Source organism: Streptomyces sp. NPDC101132 (assembly GCF_044759225.1).
GTDB lineage: Bacteria > Actinomycetota > Actinomycetes > Streptomycetales > Streptomycetaceae > Streptomyces.
In genome coordinates, this window is sequence record NZ_JBIVYX010000001.1 from 324,171 (window position 1) to 339,820 (window position 15,650).

Consider the following 15,650-nt stretch of genomic DNA (forward strand, 5'->3'; position numbering starts at 1 on the left):
GAAGCCGGAATCAGCCTCGGGCGAGAGCCAGCATGTGGGCCGAGGAATCCGTCAGGGCCGGGTATGGCTCAGCGACACGTGCAGCGGCAAGCGCCGCCTCGTACATGGGGGTGCCGATCAGGTCGATGCCCGCATACTTCGTGATCGCCTTGACCGCGACCCAGCCCGGCCCCTCCACCCCGTAGACGGTGTGTTCGGAGAGCCCTGCCGCAGCCAGCTCTTCGCGGAGCTCGGCGGAGGTCTGGAAATAGGCGTGGGTGAACCCGCGGGAACCGGAGTAGCGACCTTCGTCGAGGGTGGTGCGCACACCGTCCTGGATGGCGCGCTCGGCGATGCCAGTCGTGGCAATGTAGTCGAGCAGCGGGCTATATCGGCTGATCACGGCTGCGGCGAGGAGGCCTCCGGGCCGCAGGACGCGTCGGGCCTCGCGTAGGGCGGCGAGCCGGTCGGACTGTTCGTGCAGGTGGTAGAGGGGGCCCAGGAGCAAGACGACGTCGAAGGAGTCGTCGGCCGCGGTCAGGGTCCGGGCGTCGCCGAGTTCGGTGGTGACGCCCGGGATTTCGGCGGCCTGGGCGATGTGCTTGGCGACGGGGTCGATCAGGTGCACGGTGTGGCCGTCCTCGGTGAGCCAGCGGGCGTGGGCACCGGGCCCGCCGCCGACGTCGAGAACTCTGGTTGGTGCGGGTGGCAGGTGTCGGCGTAACAGCTCCCGGGTGCGTTCCAGTTCGAGCATGCCGGTGGCCGTGGTGTGCAGGCGTCCGGCTTCGTCGGACTGGTCGTAGAAGGCGATGATCTCCGGGCGAACAGGCTGGAAACTGGACATGGGGTCCCCCTTGTCGGTCGGATGGCGAGCAGGCTAGGGCACTTCTCGAACTGATCGCCTCGCATTTCTGGCCGCCGCGTCCCCTCGCCATGCCACCCCCGCCTGCCTCGAACACCCCCGGATGGTGTCCGCCCGTCGGCAAACGCAACAGGCCCGGAACCCCCCCGTTGAGGGAGTCCGGGCCTGAAGTCATGAATGTCGAAAAGGGGACATGTGGTCCGGGTCCGCTTGCTCCAGCAGACCGGGCCAGTGCCGTCATCCGCACGCGTGCCGTCTACGAGCGTCGTCGGGTACGACTCTGAGACTGGCCGTGCAGGTCCATCCGCAGGTGCACACTGCTTCCCAGGTGGCGCGTCCGGTGCAGCCGTCGGTGCGGGGATAGCCGCGTGGGGAAAGACGGTGCCGGTCGGGGCCGACGGTCGGGCACTGGGTGCCGTCGGGGTGGTAGGCGGTCAGTTTGGGCAGGCTGCGAGGCAAGGATCCTCCAAGACGGGCGTGCAGGTGGCGGGTTGGTCTCCGGGTTCAGTGAGCCCGGGTGAGGATGAGGCGGCCCTCGGTGCCCTCGGGCAGGCTGCGGCGCAGGACCGGGGCGGGTGAGGCCAGGGACGCGGCGAACGCGGCGACGAGGTCGTGCGGGACGCTGGGGCTGAAGGTGGCGGCCCACTGGTACGGGGCGCCGAGTACGGGCTCGGCCCACGCCTGCCAGCCCAGCAGGTCCGGGCGCGGGTCGGCGTCCTGGATCTCCGCCGGGGCGGGGCCCCAGGTCAAGCTGGCGGACAGGCCCGGATCCCAGGCCGTGGTCTCGGGCCGATCCACGTCGCGGGCCCAGCCGAGCGCGGTCAGCGCGCCGAGGACGGCTTCGGGGCCGTCGTAGTTGAGAGCCGGGTCGGTGCGTGCCTCGACGGCGAGGAGGAAGTCCGCGACGGCTTCATGCGGGGTGCCGACGGTGAAGTACGCGTTCCACTCGACCAGCGCGCTGTCGGCGGCGGGTCGGGCGGAGACCTGCCAGGCAACGGGGAGGTCTCCGAGGTGGAAGAGGTTGTCGGGGAGGATCCATTCGGCGCCGCACAGTCGGCCGGGGCTGAGGAACAGCCAGGTGCTGCGGGCGGTGGTCCAGCTGGTCCAGCCCGCCTCGGTGAGCAGACAGGTGATCCGGTCGGCAAGGACACCGTCGTCGCCGGCCAAATGGCGGGGCGTGACCCAGTACGCGGGGCCGGCGGGGTTGGGGGTGGACGGGTAGCGGGGGTGGTGCGGGTTCAGCAGCGCCTCCAGGCGGGTGCGGTACGGGTCACTGGCCGGCGCTTGCTGTGCCGGTGGCGGGGCGGCGCCGCCGCGGGGGTACATCGGTGGGCTCGTGCCAGGCCAGGCCCACGGCGACCGCCGGCGGTACAGGCCCGAGCTGCTCACCGCGTTCGGCGATGTAGACAACCGCCCGCCCCTGCGTGTCCACGGTCGCGGTGATGCCGGCGACCGTGTGCTCCAGCGGGAAGAGCGGATTGATGGCCAGGCGCACAGGTGCGCTGCGGTCGAAGACGGACAGACGGTCGATGAACTCGCCGACAGTGATCTCGCGATCCAACAGGTTCTCCTTCACAAGCGTGGGTGGCTGTCATGCGGGCGGAGCCGGACGCTGTTCAACCCAGGGCCACCGGGCGGGAGGTGGCCAGCACGTGCGCGACGGTGGCCGCGACGAGCTCTGCGGGTGTGTCGACGTCGAACGACACGTGGTATCCAGGGAACTCGGCGGGCCCGGTGACCGCGAGTTTCCAGCCCTCGCCGTCCGTGCCGGGGCGTCCGGTGGGGAACCAGCCAAGGTAGAAGCGGCCGTCCTTGCTGCTGATGTGGAGATCGGCCCGGTCGTCCACGATCAGGTTGAAGTCCTCGGCGGTGAACTGGTCGATCACGCTGGACGGCTGGCCGGGACCGAGCTGCCAGGAGCGGAGCCTCAGCGCCTCGATCGTCGTAGCGAAGCCGTGCTTCGAACCTTCCGCAGCCATGAGCACACACCTCTCTGACCTGGGGTTTCTTGGGAAGGTATCTACGTTGACATCGGTTGCCGCGCTCCACCAGTCCTTTGCCGCTCTTTCCTGTCTGCCCCAGGCGAACTGGGGACCAAGCACTCCAAAGGATCACCGATGCACCTGGCTACACCTCAGGGCCTACAGCTCTGGACGACCGCTCGACCAAAGAGAAGCGACTCGGCTTCCCTGCAAGACACATGGGTTCCAAGAAATAACTGAGGGCTTCAACACGCTAGATAGTCGACGGGCCCTATCCGCGTCTGTCACGAGGTCCGGCTGCTGGTTGCACCGGCGCAACGGGCAGCCCAGCAGCCGGACCACACAACCGAAGGCACAGGCGTCTACCGTAGATCCCCGGTGGGCGCCATCGGTCTGCCCGAAAGTCACTCACATGTGCGCCTGCACCTTGCCTTCGCCGGGCTGCACCCGATCCACTGTGCTGCGTGACCCTCCGGACGGTCAGCACCCCTTGCGCGGGGAGTCCCAGGTCGCACCACCGACATAAGCGGATAGGGCTTAAGGAGAGACGATGAAAGTGAGCGTCGGGTACGCAGCGGGCGTAGCCCTGCTTGCGACCAGCAAGGCTGTCGAACTCGGGGGCGACCGCTGGGACTCGGCTGCCAGCTGGGCGCAGGTGGCCGTGATCACGGCTGCCACTGCGCACGTGGCCATCAGCGGTGTGGATCGGTCGATTAACATCACCCAGCAGGTGCGCAAGGTGATGAGGTTCGCGGCTGTCCTCGATGAGGACAACAAGGCCAATGGCACCGATGCCGGTGCCGCCTAGCGGCCCCATCACAGGAGCGGCCGACGCTGGCGAGACCGCCACGTCGGCCGCTTCGGCGCGCCTCGAAGAGCTGTTTCGCACACTCCGCCCGAAGATCGCCGCCAACATCCGAGCGCGATTCCCGAATCTAAGCTGGGCCGATGCCGAGGATGTCGTCGTCGAGGCGTTCGTCTACGCATTCCGGAATTGGGAACGCATAGGGGCACGGGAGAACCTGGCCGGGTACGTGACGCTCACTGCGCACCATAAGGCGATCGACCTACTAAGGGGCCGACAACGCGAAGTTCTCGCTGACGGGGGAACCCTCGCCGCCCTACTCGACGATACGGGTCGTAATCAAGTCTCTGACGAGAGTGTCGACTCGGAGCTCTGGAGCATCGTTCATCAAGCGATCACAGGCTTGAAGGGGGGGAGCCTGCGCCGCGTAGTCAGCTTGCAGGCAGCGGGTTCATCCGATGCTGACATCGCTGCGGCCTTGGAGATCCCAGCGCACCGTCTCCATTCAGACCGCAGCAAGGCGATCAACAAGCTAAGGAAGCAACTCGGCAGCTACATTCGGGATAGCCACGCCCGCAAGCAGCGGAAGCCTGAGGCAACGTCCAAGCCTCTAACCTCCCTCCCGGCTACGACCAGCCAGCGCGGCTCGACACCACCAACCGCCGCCAAGGCAGCACTGGCACCCAAACGGAAGGGGCGACCCGGCGTTTCTCCGGATGAGGCCGCAGCCGTGATGCGCAAAGCCGGGTTTGAACCTCTGGAACCGTACCCCGGATCGAACGCTAGGTGGCGATGCCGATGCATTACCTGCAGCAAAGAGGTGATGCCGCGCTATGGGACCGCAAAGAAGGGACACGGATGCCGGTACTGCGCCGGCCAGGTTGTATCACCTGAGGCTGCCCTTACCGTCATGCGCGAGCGCGGCCTGGAACCCATCGGCGCCTACCCGGGTGCAACCAAGAAGTGGGCCTACACCTGCCTGACGTGTGGGCACGAGGGCATAACGACTTACCACTCTGTGAAGTCCCAAGCCAGTGGCTGCATTGTCTGCGGCCGACATCAGGCCGGTGCCCGACAGCGCCTCAGCCGTGCTGCAGCAGCTTCGGTTATGAGGCATGGCGGGTACGAACCCCTGGAGGACTATCCAGGCTCTGGCGCACCGTGGCGATGCCAGTGCACAACCTGCGGGGTAGTGGCAACACCCACATACGACAACGTGAAGTCGGGACACCGCTGCAGTACCTGCGCCCGTACTCGGCAGGCCGCAGAGCAGCAAGGCAGGGCGCCTTGGCCAGCGATCGATTCGCAACAGGGGGTCGACGCGAAAGGGAGTGCGCTGGAGGCGGCGGGCCAGAGCGGAGTACCGGGGAAGCTCCCTCAACACCACTATGCGCCGGACACCGAGGCATGCTCCGGGACTACAACGACTACATGTAAGTGCCCTGGCAACACACCAGGCCCCAGGAACTACGGGCTGGTTCCTGGGGCCTGATCTTGCGACGTCGGATGGAGTTAGCTGTTGGGCTGGTCGTCCTCGTCACCCTGGCGACGACGCAAAGCGAACAGGGCACCGCCGCCCGCACTGATCAGCAGTCCGGCGCCGGCGAGTAGCCAGGAGGTGGAGTCCGCGCCGGTCTGTGCGAGGGAACCCTTCGGGGTGGGGGAAGAGGTGCTCGATGCGGTCTCGGTCGGCCTCGGAGTCGCCGAGGTCGGCGCAGTCGCGGAGGGTGTGGGCGTGCCGGTCGTGGCGGGGACGGTGGGGTTGCCCGACGGTGTGGCCGGGGTGGTCGGTGCGGTGGGTGTCGGGGTGGAGGGCGGGTTGGTCGGCTGGTTCTTCTTGGTGTTGGTGAAGGCGGCGGTGGTCTTCTCGCCGGGCTTGGCGGTGATCTTCACTGGGGTGGAGTTGAGCTGGTAGCCGTCGGGGGCCTTGGTCTCGGTGGCGGTGTAGGGGGTGCCGGTGCGGGCGGAGACGTCGAGCTTGGTGGTGGCGGTGCCGTCCTTGCCGGTGGTGAGCGTGAGCGGCTTGCCGCCGCCGGTCTGTGGGGTGATGTTGATGACGGCGCCGGCGAGCGGCTTGCCAGTGTCCTTGTCCGTCTTGGTCACCGTGACTTCGGCGGGCTTGAACGGGTCGACGACGGTGAGCTTGGCAGTCTGGCCGGGGGTGACGACGATGTCCTGGTCCGGGGCGAGGTCGTGGATCGGGCTGCCGGAGTTGGTTTCCTTGAGCCGCCACACGCCTGGGGTGACGCCCTCGAAGCGCAGGGTGCCGTCCTTGCCGGTCTTCCCCTGAAGGGCCTTGGCACCGTGGAGGGTGTCGAGGAGGGAGAACTCGGCCCCGGCGAGGAAGTCGCCGCCGGGGTCCTTCTTCGTGATCTCGAAGTGGCCGGGCTGCGGTTCGGGGGCTTCGGCCCAAGCGGACGGTGCCCAGGTCAGGGTGCCGGTGGCGAGGGTGGCTGCGGCGGCGACGGCTGCCGGTGCGGTGCGGCGAGAAGTGGTGCGGGTACGCATGCGGTGGAACGGTCTCCTGATGTAGTGGTGGGTGCATTGCCGGGATCCCTTGACGGGGCCGAGACGGACGTCAGGGGGTGCGGCCCGGTGCGGGTGCCAGGGCTGGCAGAGCGGGCCGGCCTGTAGCCGCGGCGGTCAGGGCCGGTGGTGCCGTGGGGGTGCGGTAGCGGTGGGCTGCGGCCTTGACCAGGGCGTGCTGGCCTTCGGCGCTGAGTGCGTCGATGCGGGCCAGCGCTTCGGCGGTGCCGGGTCCGTACGGGCGGCCGGCGGTCTGGGTGATGTGGGCGACGGCCTCGGCCTCGGCAAGGACCCCGTACTCAATAGGCAGGCCGAGCGTGTCGCGGACGCCTTCGCGGGCGTAGCGCAGGTTCTGCGAGACGGGGATGCCGTCAAGGGTGCCGTACTCGGCGAAGTCGAAGACGAGGAGTGTCGCCTGGCGGAGCAGGTCGAGGAAGTCGGTGTCCGAAGCCCAGAAGCCGTCCGGGTGATGCAGCCCGGGCGCGTCCAAGGTCGGTGTCGGACGCGGCTCCTGGCGCTGGTGTGCGCTCGGGGGTGCGGCTGGGGCGTGGGTCCACATAGTGGTGAAGGCGGTCACGGCCTGCCGTAGTCCGGTGAGGTCGGCGCCTTGCCAGGGCGGTGGGCCTGAAGGGTGCCAGTCGCGGATGCGGGCGTACCCGTCGTGGCCTGGGGACTTGCCGCGTGCAATGTCCCGTTGGGTGAAGGTGTGGTGTTCGGCGAAGGCGAGGGTCTCCACGTGGAGGGCGCCTCGATGGGGGTGGATCACGGTGAGGCGCAGTCCGTCGTATTCGCCGTGGCGGATCGTCGGGGCGAAGTCGATGCGCAGCCGCAGCGCGGAGTCGGCGGCGAGGGCGGCGTAATAGCTGTCGCCGACGACGAAGCCGGTGGCGAAGGGCGGGTCGAGTTCGGCGAAGAACTCCTGGGCGTGCAGTGGCACATGGGCTCCGGGGCGGGGTTAGCGGCGTACGGCGGGGCGGGTGCTGGTGGTCCAGCGGGGGACGCTGGTCGTGGTGAGGGCCGGCCGTGGCCTTGCCCAGGTGCGGCGGTGTACGTCCAGCGGGGTCGGTGCCGGCCGCGGGGGCGGGACGACCGGGGTGAGCTGGGCGTGCGGGCGCAGCAGTGGGCTGAGGAAGCTGTCCCAGCGGGCGACCGGGGCGGGGTCGGCGAGCGCGGTGGTGACCGCGGTGACCAGCGGCACGGGGGTTGCGGTGGAGGCGGTGGCGTACCAGCGGGGGCCCTTGGGGCCGCCTTCCATGTACCAGCGGGCCCGCAGCGTGGTGATCTCCTGGGCCGGGTCGAGTGGGCCGGTGGCGTACTCCAGGCCGGCCATGCCGTCGGGGGACCGTAGGGCCAGCGCGGAGCCGTAACCGGTGTACGGGAGCTTCCAGCCTTGGTTCAGGAGCGGGGCGACGGCCGTGAACCGGTTCTGGTGTGCGCCGTTGTGGAGGTAGGCCCCCTGGCCGGAGGTGTAGGCAGTGGCGAGTGCGGTGGTGAAGGCGGTGACCAGTTCGGTGGGGGCCGTGTCGTTGAAGCAGACGCCCCAGGCGGGGGCGGCGAAGGGATCCTGGTAGGCGGTGATGCGCCAGATGCCGTCGTCTTCGCCTTCAGGGAGAAAGCCGAGGCGGACCTTGCGGTCCGGGGAGGCGAGGTACAGGTTGCCGTACTCGTCGTTGTGGCGGTCAAAGCCGAGGTCGAACAGCGGCTTGAAGGCGGGGTCTACGTTCGCGGCGCTGCCGGCGAGGTAGCGGGGAGTTACCCACACGTCGCCGTCGATGTCGAAGGTGTCGGTCAAGGGGCTCCAGGTCTCGGGGTTCAGGCGGCGGGTGCGACGGTGATCGTGATGTTCCGGGTGACCGTGTCAAGGCGCTCGCGGGCCTGGTCGGCGTCGGCGGCGGTGACGACGACAAGGCCGACGCGGGCGACGTCGACATCGCCTTCGGGCGGCAGGGTGACGCGGTCGCCGGGCTCGAGGATCCAGCTGGTCTGGTGCAGCCAGTCGGCTCCGGCGAGGGCAGGGTCGATACCCCGGGCGGTGACGGTGCCGGAGGTCTCGGGGTAGAGCAGGGCTATGGCCGCGGCCTGGTACCGGGTCGGGGTGAGGTCGGGGCGGCGGCCGAGGGCGAGATCGCCGGCGGCCCGCGGCAGGTCGATTCCGGTGGCGAGCAGGACGAGCTTGCCGATCAGGTCGCCGCCGATGCGGGCGTTGACCTCGACGATGCGCGGTCCGCTCGCCGTGAGCCGCATCTCCACATGCTGGATGCCGGAGGTGACGCCCAGGGCGGCGACAGCGGCCTGGGCGATTGGGCCGACGTACGGCAGGAGCGGGTCGGCGGCGTCCACGCTGTGGCCGGTCTCCTCGAAGTACGGGGCGAAGCCCAGTTGCTTGCGGGTGATGGCGACCGGTGTGGTGACGCCCTGGTGGGTGACGCACTCGACGGAGATCTCCTCGCCGTCGAGGTACTCCTCCACCAGCACCACCGTGGACTCCCCGCCGTGCAGCTGGGCTCCGGTGGTGGCGAAGGCGAAGGCGTCCGGGAGCTGCTGCGGGGTATCGACGCGGATGACGCCGACGCTGCCGGCCTGGCCCGCTGGCTTGACGACGACCGGGTAGCCGATGTCCTGGGCCGCCGCTACGGCTTCCGCAAGGGTCGCGGCCTTCACCGAGGTGGCGGAGGGCACCTGGTGGCGGTCGAACAGGGCGCGGCTGGTGGCCTTGTCGCGGCAGGCCCGCATCACGCCGGGCCGGTCGCCGGGCAGGCCGAGGTGGCGGGCGAGGCGGCTGGTGTTGACCAGCAGGGTCTCGTTCCAGGTGAGCACGCCTGCGACCGGTCGGCGCGCGGCCAGGGCCTGTCCGGCCGTGATCAGGGAGTCGAGGTCGTAGGGGTCGGCCTGTTCGTGGTCGATGACGTGGGGGTGTTCCCAGGTGAGGGGGGTGGGGGTGATGACGACGGTGTCGTAGGCGGCGGCGACGGAGGTGAGGCAGTAGCCGCGGTACAGCTCGTCGTTGGGGGCGACGACCAAGACGACAGGGCGTCCGGTCGGCTGACGGAGCGGTCGGGGATCGGTCAAGACGGGGTCCTTGTCTGCGGGGGCGGACTGGCGGACGGCCTCGAGGAGGCTTCGCATGTCGGTGGTGAGGCCGCCGGGTGCGTGCAGCAGGCGGGCCAGTGCGGCGGCCTGGCCGGCGGGCAGGCCGTGGAGGCGGCTGGTCAGGGTGCGGAGCAGTGCGGCGGCGCAGGCGGCTTGGTCGGCGGTGTAGGCCGAGACGGCTGCTGGCTGGTCGTTGGGCATGGGCAGTTCCACGGGGGTCAGGTGGCGGCCGGGTGGCGGTCGCGCATGGCGGGTTCGCGGCGCAGGCGCCAGAAGGCTGCGGCGAGTCCGATGGCCTGGAGGGCGGCGCAGGCAGTGAGTACGTGGCCGAGGAGGGCCGGTGGGGTGAGGGCGACGAGGATGCCGGCGAGGGGGAACGGCAGGAGCATCACGAGGATGGTGATGCTCAGCGTTGCGCCGAAGACCTGTTCGGGGATGAGGTGGGAACGAAGGGTGCGCAGCACGACGGTCATGCCGCCTTCGCCGGCCATGAGCACGGCGGTGAGGACCAGGAACTGGGTGTAGGTCCCGGCCTGGGAGACGGCGAGCCCGGCCGCGGCGGCGACGAGGGCGCTGGCTGCTCCGGTGGGCCACAGGCCGACGCGGTCGATGGTGAAGCGGCAGCAGGCGACCGTGAGGAGGGAGGCTGCTGCGGCTGCGGACCAGATGACGCCGACGGCGGCGCTGGAGTACCCGAAGTGCTGGACGACGATGATCGGGGCGGCGGCCTGCAGCATGCCAGTGGCCACGTTGGAGACGGTCAGTCCGGCGATCAGCCAGGCGAGCGCCGGCAGGGAGATGAGGGTCTTCCAGCCGGTGGCCAGTCCGGTCAGGGCGGAAGCGGCTGGGTCCACCTGGCGGGGCTCGCGATGCCAGGGGGCGAGGAGCGCGCCGAGGAGGGAACAGGCGGCGATGGTGACCAGGGTGCCGGTCACCCCGACCCAATGCAGGAGGAATCCCGCGGCGGCGGGTCCTGCGAGGGTGGCGGTCTGATCGATGCCGAGCAGGACGGACTGCACCCGGTGCGCCCGCTCGCCCGCGTCCCGGCTGGCGGTGGCGCCAGCGGTCTCGGCCGCGATGTACGAGAACTCGGTGACCACGCCGGTGATGGCGGCGAGCGCCATCACCGTGACTGTTGCGGCGGCACCACTGACCTGGGGCAGGAGGAACGCGGCGGCCATCACCACCAGGGCGCGCAGAACGGAGGCGATGCGGAAGACCCTTTTGGTGCCGTGCCGGTCGACCATCGCCCCGGCCAGGGAGAACGCCGCGAGGCGGGGTACCCACTCCAGGGCGAACGCCAGGCCGGTCAGGGCTGCCGAGCCGGTGGTGGCCAGCACGATCAGCGGGATGCCGTACGTGGTCATCGCGAAGGCTGCGGCATCCGCGCTGCGGGGAAGGTAGATCCGGCGCAGCAGGGACAGCTGCGGCAGGAGGGCGTGCCGGGGGCCGGCGATCACGAGCTCGGTGGTCATCGTCGCTTTCACACAAGAGCGGCGCCCGCCGCGGCGAGCTGAACAGAGAGAAGGAAGAGGAGCGGGGTCAGCGGCGCGGGCCGCGCGCCTGCGGCGGGGAGTCCGCCGGATGCGCCGTGCCCGCTGTCCTCGTCGGCGCGGTCGGCGGATAGGGCCCGGAGTTGGCGGCCTGGTAGAGGGCCAGGTGGGCATCGAGGCGGCGCAGGAGTTCCCCGCGGCGGACGGCCAGGCGCCCGATGCGGGCGCCCCGGTCGCCGAGGAGGCCGTCGGTGGCCCGGAGGCTGTCGGTGCCGGCCTCGGTCTTCGACAGCTCCTCGATCGCGCGGACGACGTCGTCGAGGAGGTGCCGCTGCACGGCGTCGAGTTCGTGGGCGGTGTTCATCACCGCGAGCACGACGGCCTGCAGGTGGCCGGGCGCGTCCTTCATGGCGGCGAGCGCCCACACGGCCGGGTCGGTGCCGACGACCTCGGCCACCGTGCGGGTCCCCAGACCTGCTTCGGCAGGGCCGTTGGGGGTCGTGCTCACGCTGCCAGTTCCATCCCCGCCTGCGCGCGGGCGGGCACCGGATTCGTGGCGAGGGCGTCCCCGTGGTCGCCGGCCCACTGCGACAGGGCGGACCGTACGGAGTTCAAGGTGCGCGCGGCTTCGTCGTCCGGCCCGGTGTCCGCGGTGGTGGTGCCGGGGTGCTGGGCGAGGAGGGTGAGGGTGGCCTGGACGCGGGTGGTGAAGTCGCTGACTGGGTGGGGGTAGTGGTGGGCACGGGCCCACCGGGCCGCGATGTCGTAAATTTCGGCGAGGTCGCGGCCGGAGCTGGTCAGGACGTAGCAGGCGTTGCCGCCCTGCCTGCCAGTACGAAGGAGGCCCAGCCGTCGGCCGGTGGTGGTGGCGTGGGTGAGCTGGCGGCGGGAGAGGCCGTGCAAGGTGGTGGCGAGCATGCGCCGCTGGAGGGGGCCGTTGTCGTCGATCTCGCTGATGAGACGGATGAGCCCGTCGTGGGCCAGCGTGTCGGCGGCCCACGACGTCGGGGAGGCCGGGGTGCGGGAGGTGTTCATCGGGTGCGGCCTCCTGCCGGTGCGGGGGTGATCGGGCGGGCGGGCGGGGTGTGGGAGAACATGTCGCCTGGTTTCCAGACGGTCTGGGTCGGCCGGGGTGCTGGTGCGGGGTGGCGGGGCTGGGTGGTGAGCCACACCCCGGGCCCGGCGGTTGTGACCGGGGAGGGTGCGGGTGCCGGGCCCCAGACCGGGTGGTCACCGGCCTCCGCCAGTGGGCGGCCGGCCGCCCACGCGGACAGGGCCCGGTAGACCGGTGCCAGGTTCCGGCCGGCCGCGGTCAGCTCGACGTGGCCGTCGCGGTGCCGGTTGCGGGTGATCAGGCCGTCCTCGGCCAGCCGCTGCAGCGGCTGGTAGATCACGGAGAGGCTGGAGTCGGGCATCACACTGGCGGCGATGGCCTTGGCACTGGAGGCGCCCCGGGCCTGGAGGGTCCACAGGATCGCGGTGGCGTGCCGGGGGGCGAGCAGCGTGAGGGTGTCTTCGATGTCCTGGGCCTGCGGCACCGCCTTGGGCACGCGCTGGCCCGTGACGGCGTCCAGGACGGTGTCCTTCTCCAGGTGGGTCCGGGCCCATTGGGCCAGTTCCGGCAGCACCGGCAGCACCGCCTTGCCGCGGGCGGACAGCCCGTAGAGGACGTTGCGCCGGTCGAGGGCGGTGCGCTCGACCATCCCGGCGTCGGTGAGCTTGCGGAGCTTGGGGTGAAGCTGGCCGTCGACGAGCCAGGGCAGACGGGTCTTGATGTCGCTGTAGCGCAGGGGCTGTTCGGCCACCGTCATCAGTACCCACACGTTCCAGCGTGGGGCCAGCATCTGCAGGCTTTCGGTGACGCGGGACAGGTCGGCGGCGACGGTTTCGGGCATGCCGGGGGTAGGCAAAGTGGTGCTCCTGGAACGTGGGTGAAGGAGGGTTCAGCGCGTCCGCGCAGCCGGAGCAGCGGGTGCAGCGGCTGGCAGGCCGGGCATGGCCGGGGCTTGCGCGGCGGGTCCGGGGGCGCGGTGCAGGCTTTGCAGGACGGCGGAGGTGTGCCGGGCCTGGGAGTCTCGGACGGCGACGGCTTCGCCGATGCGGCGGGCGCAGTCGAGGAGGTGTCCGGCGGTGAAGCGGCCGATCTCGCGGTCGGGGTGGGTCAGCTGGCGCAGGCGCTCGGCCTGGAAGGCTATGTCGCGCTCGGCGAACTCGACCGCGGAGACAGAGCCGAGGAGCGCGGCCAGCATGCTGGGGTGGCCGGTGGCGTCCGCGTGGGCTTCGAGTTCGGCACGGGGCCGTCCGTAGAGGTCTTCGATGCGTTCGGTGATGGCCTGGGAGGTACGGTGGGGCAATCAGCGGCCTCTCGTTGCGGGCACTGGCGGTGAGGCGGCGGGGGCGGGACGGGGACTCAGCCGGGCTGCGAGACGCTGTTGGTCGAATGCGACTGGCCGGCGGGGAGGGTTGGTCGGCGCCGGCATGGTCTTCAGGAGCTCGCCCAGGGCGGTGAGGTACTCGCCGCGGGCGGACAGGGCGGCGTCCATCCACTGCGAGTCCATCCGCAGCTGCGCGGCCGACAGCTCGTCCATATCCCGGTCCGGGGCCATGGCGGCGTGCACCCGGTCCCGGACCCGGGCGACCTGTTCCTCGGTCAGTGCGAGGAAGGAACGCAGCTCCAGCGCCCGCGATACCGCTGGCGGTGCGATCCCGGCAGCCGCCTGCCCGTACAGCTCGCCGACCGGGGCGCCGAAGACTTCTTCGAGGCGGATGTCCTGGCTGCAGGGCTTGGTTGAAGTGCTCATCGCACAGCCCCCCTCACCGGCACCGCGGTGGCGGCAGGCCGGGCAACCGGCGTGGTCCGGACGGCCGGAGCCAGTCCGTTGGTGCGTGCGGACCAGGCAGCGCGGTTGCCGGGTGCGTTGCCGTCGAGGAGGTAGCGCACGACCATGGCCCGTCCATCGCGGACGGCGACCGCCGCGTTCACCTGGTGGGCCAGGGCCATGGCCGGGTCGTCCAGCTCTCCCGGGGTGCTGCCGAGTTCCTCGACGAGCGCGTCCTCGGCGCGGGTGAGGGCTTCCTGGGCATCGGTGAGATGCCCGTACCAGCGCAGGACCGTGGCCGCGCCGCGATCGGCGCCCGGTGCAGCCGTGACCGCGGCCCGCAGCTCGTCGGTGGTCATTCCGTAGCGGGCTTCGATCTGCTGGGTGATGGCACTCACGACATCGTCGGACTCCAGTGCTGGGGACACCGTGGACTCCTCTCCAGAAAAAAGTGGGCATGCCTCGCCCACGGCGACAGGCAGGGGTGGGAAGCCCGGGCGGCGTTACCCGCTGGGCTGATTCAAGAGTCCGGACAATCCCCGGTTTGGCTAACCGGGGATGTGCTGTTAGCTTCTCCGCCCGCAACTCGATCAGCGGGATCGTCCTGATCGCGGACCTGGGGCAGGGGCTGGCGGGAGTGCCGGCACCCCAGGCGTGCGCGCGACCGATACCCGAAGCGCCCGCGGAGCCGGGAGCGGGGCGTCGCGGTCCTCCAGCCACGCGTCCGCAGCCTCGAAGGTCTCGAAGCCGCCCTCGCGCAGGGTGTGGGTCCACGTGCCGGTGTCCACCTCCTCCAGCAGCACCCGGTACGGGTACGGCGCCCGGTCGTCTACGGCCCGCAGCAACACCGTGATCTCCGGCTTCGGGCCGTCGTCCTCGGTGTAGCTGAACAGAACGGCGAAGTTGTCCCCGTCGCCCATCAGCCGCCGCTCCAGAGCGACGGTGGTCTCGTCCGCAGGCCTGGTGCCCGTCCCCTCCGGCAAGCCGATGGCATCGGCAGGGCAGCCGCGCTTGATCAGCCAGGACTGGGCCATCGCGACCAGCGGCAGGCGGACGAAGTCGGCCGTGAAGGTGCGGGCTGCGATGTCGCGGGTGAGGTGGAGGGCGATCAGCTGCGGCTCGCCGGGAATGCCCCAGGTAGCGGTGCGGTCGTGGAGTACGAAGAAGCTGGTGTGCCCGTCCTGGCTGTGGTGGGAGGCCAGCACGCTCATCTCGTGGGATTCGCTCTCCACCACGCCCCAGAAGCTCTCCCCCATCGCGGGGCTTGCGGGCTCAAGGCCGTCGAGTCGGAAGTCGGGTTCGTCATCGGTCGGTGGCAAGGAGGTCCGTTCGTCGTATGCGGGGCGTGGGGGGGAGTCAGCGGTGGGCCCGCGTGGCAGGCGCGGGCCAGGCACCGGTGCGGACGGCCGGAGGCGCCCCGGGCGCGTTCGTACGCCGGGCGCCGGTGAGCGTGGCGCGGCCGGCCTCGGTCAGGGTGAGGGGAACCCCGGCGTGGACGGGGTGGGAGGTGTCCCGCGCGACCAGGTCGGCGGACTCGAGCCGTTGGAGGGCCGAGTAGGCGATGCGGGTGCCGGAGGCGGTGATGACCGACAGGCGCTGGGTGAGCAGGTTCTCGTGGAGCTTGGCTCCGCGGGCGATGGCCAGCAGCGCGGCAGTGTCCGGGGCCGACAGGTCCGGTGCCCCGCTGGTGTCCGGCCGTGCGGGGCTGGCGGTCTGGAGTTCGGCCAGGGCGGCGAGGACGGCGTCGCGGTGGGTGTCGCGGGTGGCGGCGGCTTGCCGCAGGTGCCCGATGGACCGGTCGATGCGGTCCGCGACCGTGGTGTCCACCACAGGCTCGTCGAACAGCAGCCGACGTAGGTGCTCGCGGTGGTAGTCCACGGCCTGCTGCGCCTGGCACATAAGCCTGTGTGCGTCGGCCAGGGCCGCCGTCGGCCCGTCGAGCAGGCCGCGTTCGTGATACTCGGCGAGGTCAGTGACGCCGTGGCTGGTGACGGCGCGGATCCGGTCGGCCAGAGCCGCATCCGGCGCAGAAGGGGCAGATGGTGGGGTGAGGATGGGCGACTCCGGGAGGTGACGAAGCGATCGGATGTGTTC

At 70.6% G+C, this 15,650-nt stretch carries 19 protein-coding genes; 2 read left to right on the forward strand and 17 right to left on the reverse strand.

Annotated features, from left to right (window positions below):
* Window positions 1–10 precede the first annotated feature (10 nt).
* The 4 genes from ACIQUR_RS01535 to ACIQUR_RS01550 form a co-directional block, all read right to left on the reverse strand.
* Window positions 11–823, reverse strand: coding sequence for a class I SAM-dependent methyltransferase (locus ACIQUR_RS01535; RefSeq protein ID WP_403328271.1), 813 nt, complete (start codon window positions 821–823; stop codon window positions 11–13).
* A 522-nt stretch (window positions 824–1,345) separates the two neighbouring features.
* Window positions 1,346–2,095 carry a DUF317 domain-containing protein gene (locus ACIQUR_RS01540; RefSeq protein WP_403328472.1) on the reverse strand — a complete coding sequence of 250 codons (750 nt, stop codon included), beginning with the start codon at window positions 2,093–2,095 and terminating at the stop codon, window positions 1,346–1,348.
* A gap of 16 nt (window positions 2,096–2,111) precedes the next feature.
* The gene (locus tag ACIQUR_RS01545) at window positions 2,112–2,402 is read right to left on the reverse strand and encodes a hypothetical protein (RefSeq protein ID WP_403328274.1); all 291 of its coding nucleotides are present in this window, start codon (window positions 2,400–2,402) and stop codon (window positions 2,112–2,114) included.
* A gap of 55 nt (window positions 2,403–2,457) precedes the next feature.
* A complete protein-coding gene (locus ACIQUR_RS01550; RefSeq protein WP_403328277.1) occupies window positions 2,458–2,820 on the reverse strand; it encodes a DUF317 domain-containing protein in 363 nt (120 codons plus the stop codon).
* A 553-nt stretch (window positions 2,821–3,373) separates the two neighbouring features.
* Here ACIQUR_RS01550 and ACIQUR_RS01555 point away from each other — a divergent pair.
* The gene (locus ACIQUR_RS01555) at window positions 3,374–3,631 is read left to right on the forward strand and encodes a hypothetical protein (RefSeq protein WP_403656640.1); all 258 of its coding nucleotides are present in this window, start codon (window positions 3,374–3,376) and stop codon (window positions 3,629–3,631) included.
* Window positions 3,615–5,120, forward strand: a complete 1,506-nt coding sequence (locus ACIQUR_RS01560; RefSeq protein WP_403328475.1) for an RNA polymerase sigma factor — start codon at window positions 3,615–3,617, stop codon at window positions 5,118–5,120. The genes ACIQUR_RS01555 and ACIQUR_RS01560 overlap by 17 nt, the downstream gene beginning before the upstream one ends.
* A gap of 20 nt (window positions 5,121–5,140) precedes the next feature.
* On the opposite strand, the gene ACIQUR_RS01565 is transcribed toward ACIQUR_RS01560, so the two are convergent.
* From ACIQUR_RS01565 to ACIQUR_RS01625, 13 genes are all read right to left on the reverse strand, one after another.
* Window positions 5,141–6,136: a SpaA isopeptide-forming pilin-related protein gene (locus tag ACIQUR_RS01565; RefSeq protein WP_403328283.1), complete on the reverse strand. Its 996-nt coding sequence runs from the start codon at window positions 6,134–6,136 to the stop codon at window positions 5,141–5,143.
* Between the two features lie 70 nt (window positions 6,137–6,206).
* A complete protein-coding gene (locus ACIQUR_RS01570) occupies window positions 6,207–7,091 on the reverse strand; it encodes a hypothetical protein (protein ID WP_403328286.1) in 885 nt (294 codons plus the stop codon).
* A gap of 18 nt (window positions 7,092–7,109) precedes the next feature.
* The gene (locus ACIQUR_RS01575; protein WP_403328289.1) at window positions 7,110–7,946 is read right to left on the reverse strand and encodes a DUF317 domain-containing protein; all 837 of its coding nucleotides are present in this window, start codon (window positions 7,944–7,946) and stop codon (window positions 7,110–7,112) included.
* 20 nt (window positions 7,947–7,966) lie between these two features.
* Window positions 7,967–9,445 (reverse strand): ATP-grasp domain-containing protein, encoded by a 1,479-nt coding sequence (locus ACIQUR_RS01580; RefSeq protein WP_403328292.1) that lies wholly within the window; start codon window positions 9,443–9,445, stop codon window positions 7,967–7,969.
* Window positions 9,446–9,462: 17 nt separating this feature from the next.
* On the reverse strand, window positions 9,463–10,719 hold the full coding sequence (locus ACIQUR_RS01585; RefSeq protein ID WP_403328295.1) for an MFS transporter: 1,257 nt from the start codon (window positions 10,717–10,719) through the stop codon (window positions 9,463–9,465).
* A 67-nt stretch (window positions 10,720–10,786) separates the two neighbouring features.
* Window positions 10,787–11,245: a hypothetical protein gene (locus tag ACIQUR_RS01590; RefSeq protein WP_403328298.1), complete on the reverse strand. Its 459-nt coding sequence runs from the start codon at window positions 11,243–11,245 to the stop codon at window positions 10,787–10,789.
* On the reverse strand, window positions 11,242–11,772 hold the full coding sequence (locus ACIQUR_RS01595) for a regulator (RefSeq protein WP_403328301.1): 531 nt from the start codon (window positions 11,770–11,772) through the stop codon (window positions 11,242–11,244). The genes ACIQUR_RS01590 and ACIQUR_RS01595 overlap by 4 nt, the downstream gene beginning before the upstream one ends.
* On the reverse strand, window positions 11,769–12,632 hold the full coding sequence (locus ACIQUR_RS01600; RefSeq protein ID WP_403328304.1) for a winged helix-turn-helix transcriptional regulator: 864 nt from the start codon (window positions 12,630–12,632) through the stop codon (window positions 11,769–11,771). Before ACIQUR_RS01600 ends, ACIQUR_RS01595 begins: the two co-directional genes overlap by 4 nt.
* 48 nt (window positions 12,633–12,680) lie before the next feature.
* Window positions 12,681–13,091, reverse strand: a complete 411-nt coding sequence (locus ACIQUR_RS01605) for a hypothetical protein (RefSeq protein ID WP_403328306.1) — start codon at window positions 13,089–13,091, stop codon at window positions 12,681–12,683.
* A complete protein-coding gene (locus ACIQUR_RS01610; RefSeq protein WP_403328309.1) occupies window positions 13,092–13,538 on the reverse strand; it encodes a hypothetical protein in 447 nt (148 codons plus the stop codon).
* Window positions 13,535–13,984: a hypothetical protein gene (locus tag ACIQUR_RS01615; RefSeq protein ID WP_403328312.1), complete on the reverse strand. Its 450-nt coding sequence runs from the start codon at window positions 13,982–13,984 to the stop codon at window positions 13,535–13,537. The genes ACIQUR_RS01610 and ACIQUR_RS01615 overlap by 4 nt, the downstream gene beginning before the upstream one ends.
* A 162-nt stretch (window positions 13,985–14,146) precedes the next feature.
* Complete coding sequence (locus tag ACIQUR_RS01620) at window positions 14,147–14,791, reverse strand: hypothetical protein (RefSeq protein WP_403656649.1); 645 nt, start codon at window positions 14,789–14,791, stop codon at window positions 14,147–14,149.
* Between the two features lie 121 nt (window positions 14,792–14,912).
* Window positions 14,913–15,455 (reverse strand): hypothetical protein, encoded by a 543-nt coding sequence (locus ACIQUR_RS01625; RefSeq protein WP_403656652.1) that lies wholly within the window; start codon window positions 15,453–15,455, stop codon window positions 14,913–14,915.
* Window positions 15,456–15,650 lie beyond the last annotated feature (195 nt).

Excerpts from the sequence above, each read along its gene's own strand:
- ACIQUR_RS01585 (WP_403328295.1), bottom strand. The coding sequence starts at position 10,719 with ATGACCACCGAGCTCGTGATCGCCGGCCCCCGGCACGCCCTCCTGCCG.
- ACIQUR_RS01555 (WP_403656640.1), top strand. The coding sequence starts at position 3,374 with ATGAAAGTGAGCGTCGGGTACGCAGCGGGCGTAGCCCTGCTTGCGACC.
- ACIQUR_RS01535 (WP_403328271.1), bottom strand. The coding sequence starts at position 823 with ATGTCCAGTTTCCAGCCTGTTCGCCCGGAGATCATCGCCTTCTACGAC.
- ACIQUR_RS01595 (WP_403328301.1), bottom strand. The coding sequence starts at position 11,772 with ATGAACACCTCCCGCACCCCGGCCTCCCCGACGTCGTGGGCCGCCGAC.
- ACIQUR_RS01580 (WP_403328292.1), bottom strand. The coding sequence starts at position 9,445 with ATGCCCAACGACCAGCCAGCAGCCGTCTCGGCCTACACCGCCGACCAA.
- ACIQUR_RS01550 (WP_403328277.1), bottom strand. The coding sequence starts at position 2,820 with ATGGCTGCGGAAGGTTCGAAGCACGGCTTCGCTACGACGATCGAGGCG.
- ACIQUR_RS01560 (WP_403328475.1), top strand. The coding sequence starts at position 3,615 with ATGCCGGTGCCGCCTAGCGGCCCCATCACAGGAGCGGCCGACGCTGGC.
- ACIQUR_RS01565 (WP_403328283.1), bottom strand. The coding sequence starts at position 6,136 with ATGCGTACCCGCACCACTTCTCGCCGCACCGCACCGGCAGCCGTCGCC.
- ACIQUR_RS01600 (WP_403328304.1), bottom strand. The coding sequence starts at position 12,632 with ATGCCCGAAACCGTCGCCGCCGACCTGTCCCGCGTCACCGAAAGCCTG.
- ACIQUR_RS01625 (WP_403656652.1), bottom strand. The coding sequence starts at position 15,455 with ATGTGCCAGGCGCAGCAGGCCGTGGACTACCACCGCGAGCACCTACGT.
- ACIQUR_RS01610 (WP_403328309.1), bottom strand. The coding sequence starts at position 13,538 with ATGAGCACTTCAACCAAGCCCTGCAGCCAGGACATCCGCCTCGAAGAA.